Annotated in this window: 16 protein-coding genes; 1 reads left to right on the top strand and 15 read right to left on the bottom strand. The window is 45.5% G+C overall.

Features of this window, described 5'->3' with window-relative positions; translation table 11 throughout:
- On the bottom strand, window positions 1-310 hold a 310-nt coding region (locus ACO0LF_RS30160; RefSeq protein WP_423020909.1), incomplete at its 3' end, for a hypothetical protein.
- Window positions 311-759: 449 nt separating this feature from the next.
- Between ACO0LF_RS30160 and ACO0LF_RS30155 the strand changes: the two genes are divergently transcribed.
- Window positions 760-1152 (top strand): hypothetical protein, encoded by a 393-nt coding sequence (locus ACO0LF_RS30155; protein WP_423020907.1) that lies wholly within the window; start codon window positions 760-762, stop codon window positions 1150-1152.
- A gap of 101 nt (window positions 1153-1253) precedes the next feature.
- Here ACO0LF_RS30155 and ACO0LF_RS30150 read toward each other — a convergent pair whose 3' ends face one another.
- The 14 genes from ACO0LF_RS30150 to fliF all read right to left on the bottom strand — a co-directional run bounded on the left by ACO0LF_RS30150 (window position 1254) and on the right by fliF (window position 13820).
- Window positions 1254-2435: a tetratricopeptide repeat protein gene (locus tag ACO0LF_RS30150; protein ID WP_423020905.1), complete on the bottom strand. Its 1182-nt coding sequence runs from the start codon at window positions 2433-2435 to the stop codon at window positions 1254-1256.
- Window positions 2436-2491: 56 nt separating this feature from the next.
- The gene (locus ACO0LF_RS30145; RefSeq protein ID WP_423020903.1) at window positions 2492-3283 is read right to left on the bottom strand and encodes a sigma-70 family RNA polymerase sigma factor; all 792 of its coding nucleotides are present in this window, start codon (window positions 3281-3283) and stop codon (window positions 2492-2494) included.
- A 10-nt stretch (window positions 3284-3293) separates the two neighbouring features.
- The gene (gene fliP / locus ACO0LF_RS30140) at window positions 3294-4223 is read right to left on the bottom strand and encodes a flagellar type III secretion system pore protein FliP (protein WP_423020901.1); all 930 of its coding nucleotides are present in this window, start codon (window positions 4221-4223) and stop codon (window positions 3294-3296) included.
- Complete coding sequence (locus tag ACO0LF_RS30135) at window positions 4216-4752, bottom strand: flagellar biosynthetic protein FliO (RefSeq protein ID WP_423020899.1); 537 nt, start codon at window positions 4750-4752, stop codon at window positions 4216-4218. The genes fliP and ACO0LF_RS30135 overlap by 8 nt, the downstream gene beginning before the upstream one ends.
- 21 nt (window positions 4753-4773) lie before the next feature.
- Window positions 4774-5082 carry a FliM/FliN family flagellar motor switch protein gene (locus tag ACO0LF_RS30130; protein WP_423020897.1) on the bottom strand — a complete coding sequence of 103 codons (309 nt, stop codon included), beginning with the start codon at window positions 5080-5082 and terminating at the stop codon, window positions 4774-4776.
- Between the two features lie 143 nt (window positions 5083-5225).
- Complete coding sequence (locus tag ACO0LF_RS30125) at window positions 5226-6119, bottom strand: FliM/FliN family flagellar motor switch protein (RefSeq protein WP_423020895.1); 894 nt, start codon at window positions 6117-6119, stop codon at window positions 5226-5228.
- A gap of 2 nt (window positions 6120-6121) precedes the next feature.
- Window positions 6122-7303 (bottom strand): flagellar hook protein FlgE, encoded by a 1182-nt coding sequence (locus ACO0LF_RS30120; RefSeq protein ID WP_423020893.1) that lies wholly within the window; start codon window positions 7301-7303, stop codon window positions 6122-6124.
- A gap of 47 nt (window positions 7304-7350) precedes the next feature.
- Window positions 7351-7758 carry a flagellar hook assembly protein FlgD gene (locus ACO0LF_RS30115; protein ID WP_423020891.1) on the bottom strand — a complete coding sequence of 136 codons (408 nt, stop codon included), beginning with the start codon at window positions 7756-7758 and terminating at the stop codon, window positions 7351-7353.
- Window positions 7755-8921 carry a hypothetical protein gene (locus tag ACO0LF_RS30110; RefSeq protein WP_423020889.1) on the bottom strand — a complete coding sequence of 389 codons (1167 nt, stop codon included), beginning with the start codon at window positions 8919-8921 and terminating at the stop codon, window positions 7755-7757. The genes ACO0LF_RS30115 and ACO0LF_RS30110 overlap by 4 nt, the downstream gene beginning before the upstream one ends.
- On the bottom strand, window positions 8918-9400 hold the full coding sequence (locus tag ACO0LF_RS30105; RefSeq protein WP_423020887.1) for a hypothetical protein: 483 nt from the start codon (window positions 9398-9400) through the stop codon (window positions 8918-8920). Before ACO0LF_RS30105 ends, ACO0LF_RS30110 begins: the two co-directional genes overlap by 4 nt.
- Window positions 9397-10749, bottom strand: a complete 1353-nt coding sequence (locus ACO0LF_RS30100) for a FliI/YscN family ATPase (RefSeq protein ID WP_423020885.1) — start codon at window positions 10747-10749, stop codon at window positions 9397-9399. The genes ACO0LF_RS30105 and ACO0LF_RS30100 overlap by 4 nt, the downstream gene beginning before the upstream one ends.
- Window positions 10746-11696 carry a FliH/SctL family protein gene (locus ACO0LF_RS30095; RefSeq protein ID WP_423020883.1) on the bottom strand — a complete coding sequence of 317 codons (951 nt, stop codon included), beginning with the start codon at window positions 11694-11696 and terminating at the stop codon, window positions 10746-10748. Before ACO0LF_RS30095 ends, ACO0LF_RS30100 begins: the two co-directional genes overlap by 4 nt.
- Window positions 11693-12379, bottom strand: a complete 687-nt coding sequence (locus ACO0LF_RS30090; RefSeq protein ID WP_423020881.1) for a hypothetical protein — start codon at window positions 12377-12379, stop codon at window positions 11693-11695. The genes ACO0LF_RS30095 and ACO0LF_RS30090 overlap by 4 nt, the downstream gene beginning before the upstream one ends.
- Complete coding sequence (gene fliF / locus ACO0LF_RS30085) at window positions 12354-13820, bottom strand: flagellar basal-body MS-ring/collar protein FliF (protein ID WP_423020879.1); 1467 nt, start codon at window positions 13818-13820, stop codon at window positions 12354-12356. Before fliF ends, ACO0LF_RS30090 begins: the two co-directional genes overlap by 26 nt.
- Between the last annotated feature and the right edge of the window lie 60 nt (window positions 13821-13880).

The raw sequence follows: 13880 nt of genomic DNA, 5'->3' as shown, positions 1-13880 counted from the left end.
TGCTGCCTGCTTGGTTCAGGGTACCTGTCAGGTTGACGATGCGGCGATAACCGTTGATCCACCATGCATCTGAATTGTCGTCTTTGATGACGCCTTGGCTGTTGTAGGTGCGGATGACGGAAAGATCGTTGCCACGGCTGACAAGGAAACCGTCTTTGTCTTGCAGGACGAGGTTGCCGGTGGCAACGTTGACGATGCTTTGTTCACCGGTCTTGCCCTGGCTGGCGGAACCAAGATTGCCGCGCTGTCCCAGGTTGGAGGAAGATGTTAAATTCAGACCTGTGCTATTTCCGCTGACGATCGCTACCATGAATTCATCCTTTTATGTTCTGACTATGACCAATGAGTTAACTTGAAGCGCAACAACTTCTCCGTTGCACGCTTCACTTATTGAGCAATAGTCCAAACATTCCGGAATTTGTTTAGGTGAAATCGAAGAACGATCTAAATTCCATTGCTTAGCCTGAATAATTGAATTTATCGAAATAAAATCCATTATTATTGCTATTTTATGAATTTAAATTTAGTTAAGTTTGAACTGTACTGCGTGATGCACCAGTACTTTACACAGAAATCTGGTGCAGGAGCTTTTGTGTTTCAGATAGAGAATGGGGTGAACTAACAAAAATACTTCTGGCCCTTCTACATTTAACGATCAATTCAACTATCTAGACGTAAAATATCCCACCAACGGTAAAACACTCTACTTTTTATCAATTCGATGGAATACCTGACAAACAGTTTGTATAAGCAAAAACAATGAAAATTGAAAGCACCGGCCAATTGGCAAGTATTATCCGTAGCCAGATTGATTCAATGCGTAAAGCCAGCAAGGCTACACATACGACAGCGCATGGCGTAAAAAAGGAAGTGGCCAAAGGAAAAAAAACATCACCGACTAAGAAAGAGGACTTGGGGGATTTAATCGTAAAAAGAGTTGCTGGTATTCCGCAGGAAGACCCTCAAAGACGTAAGAAGGCTTTTCGGGTATTTCTGGAGTCAGTTTTGTTAGATGAGCTAGGAGAAAGACTCATAGCAGACCCCAGATTCTTTAAAATGGTAGAGGATATCCAAAATCAAATGCAAGCTGACCCGGAACTTGCCACTATGATAGAAAAAGTGACAGATATGTTATTAGCACCAAGCGTCTAATAAAACTCTCAATCTAAATTAACGCCGATTTGACCCCATGATTTTGCAGTAGGGTCGACGGCGTCTTTTCAGGTATAGGCAAAACCAAGGCTATAGATAGATTAGCTTGCCTTAAAGCGGTTTTTCAATAATCGCTGCGCCAAACGTTTGATCGCTTCCGCATCGTTTGCCTCTCCAGATAAAATTGCCTGTGCATATGGCGCGGACAAATTGGCTTTGTCGAGTCGCAAGGCGAGTTCTATGTGTAAACGAGCTTTTTCAATCTCATTCTGAGTCGCTGCGATAACGGCAATAGCACCATGACTTTCACTGAAATTATGGTCGAGAGCTAATGCCGTTTCAAATTCGGCTTGTGCAGATTCCAGGTCCTTCTGTATGAAGTAGAGCCAACCCAAACCTAAATGTGTACCGATATGATCCGGCATGTATACGACTGCACTCTGAAGATAAGATAGTGCCTGATCGATTTTAAGATCATACATTTCAGTAAAACCGAGTAAAGACAAAATACGACCGTCGACAGAATTCTTTGCAAGTGCTCTTAGCAAAAAGTGTCTAGATACTTCGGTATTTTTTTGTGACAGCGCGACAGTTGCATTTGCTACCAAAGCTTCGACCTGCTCAGGCACAATCGCCAGTGCCAACCTTGCCCAATTCGCAGCTAGATCCAGTTGGCCAGCATCGACAGCAATAAGACTAGCAACTCCTGCTGCCTCCGCCGATAAATGCTGTATCTTTTCTAGATGTATAGCATATGCGACTGCTTCGTCCAATTTGAGCAATCGATGCATACAGCGAAAACGCAGAACTTGTAGTTCATTCACTTCTTCTACTGCAGTACTTGCCTCGATATCGATTACGGCATCCAAAACAGCAAGCGCAGCTTCATAGTCAACTTGCTGGAAGCGAATGAACGCCATATTGTGGCTGATTGCCAAATTTTTGCCTTGATGTTGTTGTAAATCCTGGAGAATTGCTTCAGCTTCCGCGTAGCGTCCCTGGGCGATATAAAGGTTAGTGCAACGAAATTGCCAGGCGGATGCATCCACACCTATCGACAGAGCGCTCTTTAGAAACTGCTCTGCTTTCTCAAAAAAGGCGGCATGCAAGGCCGTGGTGAAAGCGTCAAGTAAAAGGGGCTGATTCTCCGGATCACTATGCAAGTAAGTTTCCAGTCGCGCGACCCTTGCTCCGAACTCTTGCTGCCTTAACGTTAGCAAGCTAGTTAAATTTGTATTCTGCTGAGCCAAGCTAGGCTCCTGTGATGCGTTCATATTTGTCATAGTAAGCTTCTTTCATCTTTCATGTGGACAAGGCAAGTATTTTGAAAACGGAGATTTCAACATGCCAGATCACAATGCCGTTGTGCAGCCAATAGATGCCTTAGATTCCTTAAAGCTGACTGGTGTATCTGAGAGATACGTCCCCTGCTTAAATTCAAGATTTCGGCGATCTCTTCGAAGGGTATCAGTTGAAGGTAATGATAGCGGATGACTTTTTCTTCTTGCCGCGACAATTGATCAACCAAAACTCTAATTTGTTCCTGTAATTGCTTTAATTCCAAACTCTCGTAGACCGGCTGAATTTGGAATTTCCTATCATCATTCTCCACCATGCCGCTATCTTCTAGCAGCCATGAAAGCGCCAAACCCAAACCGATTTCCGCGAGACGGCGAAAAATTTGATCATCCTTGCCTTTATTTTTATCATTCAGGTTTGCGGGTGCGGCCATCTCCTTACTGGCTTCTAATCGCTGCGCGTTCAAGCGTTGACGTACTGTAATTTGTTGATATTTTTCAGAATGGCTTTCCATGCTGTTAAGAATGGCGCCACGCATCCTCTGACCTGCAAAGCTCGTAAATCGAGTACCAAATCCTGGATTATAACGATCCATTGCTTCGAACATGCCTAGCACGGCAATCTGAAAATACTCAGCAAATTCCACATCATTGGCGTAACGTCTACTATACATCGATGCGGCAACCGTTTTCGCATATGGCATATACCAAGCAATAAGGCGTTCCCGTGCATCCAGGTCGGCGTTGCTGTGCCAGTTCTTCCACAGCTCGTCTTCGCCCTCCATGGCTTTCGGCTCATGTACATGCGCATCAAGAATCGCATTGCTTTCCATCCCGTTGCCGTTAGTGGAAAGATCCAACCAATGCTTTTAATACCAAACTCCATCCATCTATTAATACGAACATGAGTATCTTCAAGGGCAAAGCAATGGAGATAGGTGGCATCATCATCATGCCCAAAGCCATTAAAATGCTTGATACGATAAGATCGATCAGCAAAAACGGGAGGAAGATGACGAATCCGATTTGAAATGAAGCTCGCAATTCAGACAGCATAAATGCAGGAATCAACTGAAGATTGCCAATGTCATCCATGGTTTCAGGGGTCTTTGATTTGGACAGTTCTACCATTAGCGCCAAATCTTGCTCGCGAGTTTGCCTAACCATGAAGTCACGCATGGGTGCACTGGTTTTCTCGTAGGCCAGACCTGCATCCATTTTCCCGGACATGAAAGGCTGAAATGCCTGATCATTGATTGTTTGCAGAGTCGGCGCCATCGTAAACAATGTCAAAAATAACGCTAGGCCGATCAAGGCAGAATTGGGAGGGGTTTCTTGCATACCGATTGCATGCCGCAACATAGACAGTACAATAATGATGCGCAAAAATGCCGTCATTGATACCAAAATTGCTGGCAAAATCGCCAATACAGTTAAGCCCAAAATGACACGCAGAGCCTGATTTGTATCACCAGCAGCGAGGATGGACGGTTTTAATTTGTTCGACAGCGATACATCGACTGCAGGGATGTTGCTAACAGTTTTAACTGTATTCGTTGCAGCAGGTTTTGTAGCGGGCAACGCCTGAGTTTTCTCTGTTACATCTACTTTACTTTCTTGCGAGTTTGAAGAGCTTGCTTCTGGCGCACTTGCACTTGTCTCAGCCGCGAAAGATACATCCCCAGCATAGGCAGTTGAATTAATTCCCAGGCATATAAATAAATGCAAGACGGCCCATAAACATACTCGATAAATGGACATGGCTTTATTCATATAATGTCCGTTCATTCGGTGACAACAAGCTGTCTGCCTCGGGCTGGGACCTTGCAGGACTCTTCTTTTTATCCAACACAGTCACTTGGTTGTCTGAGCAAGCAATCAGCAACTCGTCACCATTCCAGCTGATGAGATGGAGACTAGTCTTTGTAGTCAGCATGAGTTGTTTCTTGATTTTCAGTTCCGTGTTTTCATTTTTCTGTTGCAGTCCAGAAAACTTCCCACGTAGAGTAAAAGATCCAAACTTTAATTTAATCAGGATATAGGCAGAGGCTGCCAATAAAGCAATGACCGTCCCTAGCCAAGCAGGCGACATATCATCAGATTTATTTTTGGCATTATCGCGAATGACAGGAATATTCGCCGATAGCTGTGCAGTTGGTGCCGACACAATAGCCACCGTGGAAGCCGTTAAGGCTTTGTTTTCGTCTGCTGGTGCTTGCGCCTGTACACTGACACAAAACATCATCAAACTTATCAAGCACGCATCACGGGCCTGGCGCAGTATCTGCATAATGGATTTCACGTTATTTGCCTGATACAGAGATCAAGGCTTTAATGAAACAGGTAATTCGGATATCTGGATAGCAAATTGCCCATCCACAGCAACCAGGTTGCCGCGTGCTACAGTGTGTCCTTCCAATATCAGGTCTATGGTCTGGTCCACATCAGTACCAAGCGGTACTATCTGATGCTGTTTTAGACTCAGCAACTCCCCAATGCTTAACTCAACCTCACCTACATAAACTTGTAGCTTGGTTTTTACCGAGTGCAAAGGATTGATGCTGGCCATGACTGGCAGCGCTTTGTTGGACGGTGCCTGATCATGCGCCTCTAATTCGGGTAACTTGATCATTTGGATCTCCACGGCATCTTGTGCCAAAAGAGGTACTTCGGAATTATTTAAGGAAGTGGCAGGATGTTGATTCATAGTTCATTCAATTTTCAAATAGTAGTAAGTCAGTGATGCACAAGTCCGGTGTATTACATTGAGCTAATTTAACAAGCAACCGATTTGCTTTCGACTGTTTTGTTTAGTGGCGTCGCCATCATTATTTCGATGGCTTTTTTTTGGCCTTGAACACCTAAATACGCCTGGCATAGAATCTCGCCACTAGCAAATTTGACTTGTAATGCTTGCTCCAAACCATGCGGCAAAGGGATCACATCCCCTACTTGTATTTGCTGCAAATTGCCAATTTCTATTTCGCACGGACTTAACTCAACTCGAATACGTACTTTTTTATGCTGCATAGCTTGCATCAAGGGAGCCAACTTGGACTTAGGTGGTTTGTGTGAAATGCTGCGTTTTTCAGCTTCTGCATTCAACAAGTCTTTACCCAATAATTGCTCAACACATGTCTGACTCAACAAGAGCATCAACGTCATTCCGCACCATTGCAAATGCACTTGCACTGCTCCGGACCATGCTTTGTAGAGATGCTGTGCTGGTGAATCTATCTTGATATCCGTATTTGCTGGCACAAGCAACTCAGTCAACTTGACAAGATAATCTTCCCAAGCGCAGCTAGCGACACTCTTTCCTATATTTCCTTTAGACTTACTTCCACCTATCGTGCTACCAGCGTCAGCGAAGAGAGCTTCTTGTACATGGTCAAGATGCTTAGTCGGCAGTTGTAGCCAAAAAAATGGTTTATCGGATTGATAGAACACTCTCCAGGACGCAGATTCTTTAGTTTTTGCACTTCCTTCCGAAGCCAACATAGCGCGTGCAGCTTTGCTCTCACCGCTTGCTAGCCAATCTTTATCCCAGGCAGCATTGAGTGCATCAAATCTGCCTGAAATCAAATCCAGATGTAGCGCTGACCACCAGCGCATTTTCTGCAAAGTATCCGGCATAGCAACTTGCTTTTTTTCAGTCGCTTCAGACACCACTATTTACCTTTCATCGCAAATAATTCCTGTAACATTTCATTGGCAGTCGTGATAATTTGAGACGATGCCTGATAACCACGTTGCATTATCACCAGATCACTGAATTCTTGAGAAAGATCGACATTAGAAATTTCAACCATACCTGATTTAACATTACCAAAACCATTTTCACCAGCGCTACCAGAATGCCAGGCTGTAGGGTCAATAGCGTCAAACTCATTGCCACCAACTGCTTGTACAGAATCCACCGTATCAAAACGGCTCAGGGCCAAGCGACTACCCTTGCTGGTTTGGCCGTTCGAATACGTCATCACAAGCACACCCGTGGCATCAAAACTGGCTCCTGTTAAGTTGCCGGCTGCAAAACCATCCTGAGTGCCAAAGCCTATCGTAGTTAGATTTGGGGTCTGTGCAAAAGAGGTCACGTCGGAACTAAAGTCCAGCGTCAATGGAATGCTAGTTAAACCAGCAGGCGTATAGTTAATTGCCACTTTAGAATTAGCTGGGTCTATCTTGCCGGCCTGAAAGATGATCTTTCCGGTGCCGACTGATACACCATTCTCAGAGACATCAACGCTCCAATTATCAGTGCTAGTCCTGGTCAATTTGGTCGTCAAGTTGTGTTCACCGCCGACGCTATCGATTACTTTCACCGAACCAACGCTGACAGTAGTACTGCCTGTATCTACGTTACCTTTAAAAGTGACGGTCGTAGTAGCTTTGGATGTCGAAGCACGTGTGCCATTGACGGTGATTTCAGTAAGTGCGCCACTTGCGTCGCGTCCCATCACCCTACTACCGTCCAAACGATTGACCAATACACCACTAGAATTGAATTCAAATTGACCGGCGCGCGTGTAATGTAACTTGCCATTGGCATCTTTTAAGGTGAACAAACCTTGACCGTCGACTGCAAGATCCAATGTATTGCCAGTTTGGCGAAGTTCACCTTGTTTAAAATTGAGGGTTGTCCCGCCGGTGACCAAGCCATGACCAGTAGAACCCATCGTTCCTTTGGATGTACCGCTCTGATCACCATTGGCATAGAACATATCGCCAAATTGTATGCTTGAACTCTTATAGCCTGGTGTATTAATGTTGGCGGTATTATTGGCAATCACTTTAAGGCCACGAGAATAGCCCTGCAAACCGCTCATACCAATGTAGATGGAATCTAACATAATCTTCTTTCTCTGTTTTCTCGAATATCTTTAGTTTGATCCGCGTATTAGCGGACATTAATAATTTGATCCAGCCCGACATTTTCTATCTTGACGCCGCCAGTGGTGGTCAGCGTCAGCATGGGAGAATCCCCGCTAAGCGAAAGGCCCACGACTAATCCTGTTAACGTACCTGTACCCGTCGCAACATCCACAGTTCTGCCGATGAGACCTACAGACTGTAGCGACGCCTGATTAGTAATTAAGTGCTCAATATTCGTGTTTAATTGCTGCGTCTGCTGCAATGTCGTGAATTGCGCCATCTGCGCCATGAACTGCTGATTATCCATGGGTTTCATTGGATCTTGATAATTGAGCTGAGTCAGTAAAATTTTCAAGAAATCCTGTATACCCAGATTATTAGCTTGCAAATTGTTGGTAGCTGCTGATGCACTACCTACGGAACTGATGGTCATCGCATCTCCTTTGCATGTAAGTAAGAATTTAAAAAATAATGTTTGTCTGAGGATTTCGTTTCATGCATCGTTGCACTTGTATCGGCAAATGGCGCATTCTGCTTGTTTCCATCTTTAAGTATTTGTGCAACCTGGCTTTTAGATATTTGTTGGCCATTCCAGACAAGAGATAGCAACTGTACATTTTGTTGAGCTACCCAGTTCCGCAATTGTTGTGAAAGCTGAGCAATATCTATCTTGGTGTTACTATCTATCCCCAACCACAATCGCAATCCTTCTTCGCTCCATTCAGCATGAAAGCGTATCGCTTCATGGTCATATTGAGAAGATTCTGGGTCTGGCACTACTTTCGTCTCAGCTACTCCTTCAGATGCTTCAGCTTTCTCGATCACATCTGCAGGTAGCATGGAAGCAAGAAAACCGGTCGCCAGTTTCGTGGTGGCTTGATTCGTTTGCTGATCCAACTTGCCAGTTAGCGAGAGTAAATTTAGTGAACTAGAGATGGCCACTACACCTGTCCAGGCCTCTAATCCGCTCTTGAGTGACTCGGACAACTGCACCTTATCTGTCACACTGCTCATGGCAACAGACGTGTTTTCCTGGGTTTTAGGGACAAAATTGGGCGTAACGGCTTGCACTAATTGCGTATTTCCAGCCAAAGAAACTTGCCCATGTTGCGATGCTTGCGACTCAGCAATTTTCTGGGAAGCCAAAGACAAATTCTGTTCAGAAAAAGCATGCAACTTAGACGCAGATAGAGTTGGCTGCGGCTTAGCTAGTTGCAACTCACTTTGTAAAACTACTTCGGCTTCAATATGCAAACCACCGGACACCGCATCGTCAATCCCGTTACTGGGTGGAACCTGCTTTTCAGCTGAACCAGAAGAATTAATGTCCTTGATTTGCGTTTCCTCATGCGAAACAGGAGCCTGAAAGCCAGGTAGCAAGTCATCCTGAGAATTCTGCACAGGTTTGTTTTGTGACGCTTGAAAATAGTCTCTATGTGTCAAGCCTTGCCTAAGCCACTCTTGCATCTGGGACTGCTCCATCGCCTTCATCCAAGCCTTTTGCTTGGACAAATCCAAGGAGACGCTGCTTTCATTGCTGACGCGCAACCCCTTGACCTGAGGATCTTGATTGAGGACTAATGATGTCACAGTCATACACTGACCTCTTTTCTCTTCGCTCTCCACATGCTTCTGGCGTTCCAATCCCTGTCGATCTCAGCGTTTTGCTGATGCAATTGTTCAAGTATATATTCGTCCAAACATTCTTGGCGGTGAGACTCAAAAATCTCTAATTTTTGTTGCAGACCTATGCACTCCTCGCGAATCGAAGTGCATTTTTTTTGTAATGCCAGTAACTCTTCCTGCTTCCTAAATATCGCATTTTTCAGTGTCAACAGAAATTCCAGGGCTGATTGATGTACAGAGACATTGACATGACTCTGCCATGAAGTCATAGCCAAGCTCGCTTGATCCTGCTCACGCTGTTTCAGATCATCAATAATTTGCGCACAACTTTGCTCTCCTTGTTGCGCCTTCGCAAGTTCAATTTCCAGTAAATCCAGTCTCCATTGCGTCTGCTTCTGAATAGGATCTAACTGATAGGTGAAACCGCGCAAATCTACACTGGCGCTCATCCACGTCCTTTCGACATGTTCCTGCCAATAATTTGGGCCAGATTTTGGATTGCCTGCTCACGTAAAAAGCCACCAGCATCCTGTTTGAGCCAATCCATCAATTGCCCCTCGATCTGCAGTGCCTGATCCAAGGCAGGATTACTGCCCGCCTGATAAGCCCCTATATCAACCATTTGTCGATTGCGCTCTAGAACAGCCATTTGTTTGACAGTCTCTATAGCAAGAAGTTTTTGTTCCTGACTCACAATATCCGGCATGACCCGGCTGACGCTTTTTAATATATCGATCGCCGGATATTGGCCTTTATGTGCCAACTGTCTAGCCAAGACGATATGACCATCCAGTATCGAACGTAGGCTGTCGGAGATAGGCTCATTCAAGTCATCCCCCTCAACCAAGACGGTCATCAACGCGGTAATCGCACCACCGCTATCAGCCGTACCACAACGCTCACATAGTTCCGGCAACTCTGCAAAAACAGAGGGCGTATACCCACGTGCTGTCGGAGGTTCTCCTGCAGACAAACCAACTTCACGTCTTGCCATGGCAAAGCGCGTGACGGAGTCCATAGTCAGCAAAACCTGCAGGCCCTGGTCCCTGAAAAATTCAGCAATCGCCAATGCCGCATAGGCGGCACGTATGCGCGCCAATGCAGGCTGGTCTGAGGTGGCAACAACCACGACAGAGCGCTTCATCCCTTCTTCGCCAAGTTGCTTGTCGATGAATTCCCGGACTTCGCGGCCACGCTCGCCGATGAGGGCGATAATATTGACATCTGCCTTCACATGACGTGCGACCATGCCAAGTAATGTGCTTTTACCCACGCCACTGCCAGCAAAGATGCCAACCCTTTGTCCTTTACCAATAGTCAGTAAAGAGTCTATGCACCGAATACCAGTTTCCAGTACTTTCTCAATTCTGGGCCTTTGCATGGGATTAATCGGCGCAGCCTTTAGCGGTTTTCTAAACTGGGTACGTGCGGCAGGCATGCCATCAAGAGGATGCCCAAATCCGTCTATGACACGCCCAAGTAAAGTGTCCCCAACACCGATTTCAGCAAAGGCTCCATCGGCAACAACCTCGCAACCCGCCGCAAGCCCCAGGACTGAGCCATATGGCATCAAGGTCAGGTAGCCCGCACCTATACCTATGACCTCCGCAATGATAGGTGAAATCGTTTCATTCCCTAGATTTTCGCTGCGCTTTGGATATATTGAGCATAATTCTCCGACGGTAGCGTTCAGCCCGGTCACTTCGATAGACAAACCACTGAACTGGCGCACCTGCCCTATCCGTTTAAAAAATACGGATTTGTTCAATTGTTTGTGATACTCGTCTAAAGCAATCACGCCGTTCTCACAGCAGGTGGCATGTCTAAAGCAGCTGTCACATTGGCGGTAATTTGTGATTTATTTGCTAGTAATTTGCTTTTGCGCTCCTGCCTTGCCTGTAATAGTCCCTGTTTCAGTACTTCGATCTGAAAATCCAATCGGGCATCAAGGCTTTGCTCGCTAGATCGTATGATAAGACCACCCAGCTTAATGCTCGCGTCGGATACCCAGCGAATTTGCTCTGCCTTGCTTGCTCCATGCGTCGCAACGGTTTTTTCACTCATATTTCCAGCCGACAGTAAGGCATAGTCATCAGGATGAAGGTGCACAGAAAATTCGGTATCAGTCAAATGCTGCTTAACGAGAGAATTTACCAATTCCCTGATCACCATTTCAGAACTCAAGGACTCGCCCAAAATTTTTGATGTGGCGCTGAAACTCAATGCAACCAACTCGTCTTCTGCATCCTGCATATATGCTTGTAGTCGCTCTGGCAAACTAGTAAATATCTTCTCTAATTGAGCATGCTGCTTGGACAGGTTTGCCTTTAAATTTTCCGCTTCCTTTTGCGCTACCAATAGGCCTTCTTTTTGCCCACTGGCAAAGCCCTGCTGCTGGCCCAACTTATAGGCCTCTTGGAATAGCTGTTCGCGCTTGCCATCTAGCTCAGCCTGCAGTTTTTTCTCGACTTCACGCACTGCCTGGCTATGTGCTTCCATTTTACCCGCCAAAAAACCCTCGTCATAACGATCCACTACCAATGTTTTAGGTGTAGAGGCAGGCAAATTAAAGTTGACAGGATGTGCCTTTGTATCCGCAGGACGACTGTCATTTTCAGGCTTACTTTTAAGGGCAAAATTCTTTTCTAAAGCTTTTTCTGGCCTGTGCAAAGTGTGCACGTGCTTGTGCACGAGCACGTCACGCAAGATTTGCATATTTTTTTTAATGACTGGCTGACCTTTCATGCTGAGTACCCCCTGCGCGAGTCTGGTTTCTTGCTGCGAAAGTCAAACCGCTGCAACAACTGGTAGAGCATGCCATTTTTTTGTTCTACATTCTCAGACTGTGGTTTAGCGCTTCGTGTTGGAACTTGTTGCACCAATTCGGCTATCAAAGTAATTTGTAATTTTTTCGCAGGTACACCACGTACCTGCAATGAAGGTTCGTTCATCGCTTTCGTGCATTCTTGTATGCGCCGTATCATGCTTACATCAAAGCAAGCCAGCAATTCCTTTTGCCAAGTCCAAGGATGGATGCTCAGGAGAAATGCCAACAGCCCAGGGGATTCCTCTGACAAAATTGCAAATAGATCCCGATAGTCAGCCGCATTTATATATGCGATTTGTCCTGACCAATCCAGATCCAAAGGCCTTATTTGTGGTGCCACTTTTGCCGAAATTTGTCCTTCAGTACTATCAATACTGGAAAGTAAGTTTTGATCTACGGGCAAGCCAAGACGTTGTAGCTCTTCCAGCAAAGTGTTCAGAATGCTCGCTTCTTTATCATCCAGCTTACTCAGTATCCATTGCCGATCAAGCGTATGCATGGAATGTAACATCAACGCAGAACGCCTGATATTTTCGGAAATTGAATTTACTTGCATCATATTCTCAATCGTAGTCTCAGATACGTTGTTGAGTTTCTGCAACTGATTCTGCAGAGGCACTGATTTCTGACCGGTGCATCCATTCTTGAATTTGTTTCAAAGCCAGTTCGCGCTGATGTTGACTCATGACATCAACATTTGCCTTTTTTCGTGAAGACAACTGCGACAAGAACAGAACAAATACGAGTAGTACCAAGATAGCCAATAAAATAGTAATAATCTTAAAGGTATCAAGCTCTGCCACTAACTGCTTGGTTTCTTGCAATGGCAGGTCTGACTTGGCCGTATTTACCTGAACCAAGGAATCTGCCAATTTAACATCCTGACCAGGAATTCCAGGTAGGCTCTGGACAACCACAGTGTCACCCCGCGCAGCAACCACGCCGACGGCAGCAGCAACCACGGCCTTGACTTTTTCCATTTCTGCGTCATCAAGGGATTTGCGTACTACTGCAACCACATTGATTTTCTGAATTGTTCCTGGCTGTCCAACCACTTGCTCAACCTTGCGTCCAAGCTGGTATTCCGTTTCTCGTTGCGAACTACCACCCCGGGCATTTTGTGGCTGCGACGCGTCGACAGGAGCACCCGACTCTTTTACAGTCTCTTTTTCACGGACGATGACACCAGTTGGTGTTTGTCCTGCAATCACTGGTGCAGCGATTACGTTTTCTGTGGTGACTCGAACCTGGTCCATGTTAAGAACTACGTCTACACTAGCCATGGCTTGGCCAGTGCCAAAACTATGTTCTAAAACCTCATTGACCTTATGGGCCAGTAGTGCTTCAGTATCCTTTTTTAAATCCAGGTTTGCTGTACTCAATTCAACTTCGCCAGCATTAGCATTGTTACGAGTCAACGCAACACCCTGGCGATCTACCAGGGTGACATCCTGAATCTGGATACCTGGCACTGCTGCAGCTACCAGCCTTTGAATACCAGTGATTTGCTCTTGTCTCAATTTTTTATCTGGTTTCAAGGAAATGGTAATTGCGGCTTTAGGCTTGTTATTGCTACGCTTGAACAAACCTTCTTCTGGCAAAGCAAGGTGAACGCGAACATCTTTCACTTCATCAAGCGAAGAAATGGTGCGAGTAATCTCACCTTGCAATGCGCGCTGGAAATTGATTTTTTGCGCAAATTCAGTCATACCGAAATCACTGCTGTTGAATAGCTCGAATCCAACCGCGCCATTCAATGGGATTTCCTTACCCATCAGTTTCAAGCGGGTAGTATGAACAATTTCTTTATCAACCAGGATAGTATTACCGCCCTCGCCTACCTTATAAGGTATTTTCAGTCGGTCGAGTTCGGCGACCATGGCTGCGCTATCCTGCGGTTTCAGGTCGGAAAACAGCACCTGATAATCTGTGCGTAACAACCATACTGCACACCATGCAGTGATGATAAAAATAGCCAGCAGCCCGCCCACGAAACCAATGCGAGCAGAACCACTTAGCGTATTCCAAAAATTTTTAATCACAAACTACTCCAACCACGATTACAAGAGATACCTTCAGGCATCCAATTCTTCATTTCTCAA

This window comes from Undibacterium sp. Di27W, assembly GCF_049340345.1.
Classification (GTDB): Bacteria; Pseudomonadota; Gammaproteobacteria; order Burkholderiales; family Burkholderiaceae_D; genus Undibacterium.
The sequence above is the reverse complement of the archived record's forward strand: the minus strand, read 5'-3'. Positions and strand labels throughout refer to the sequence as shown.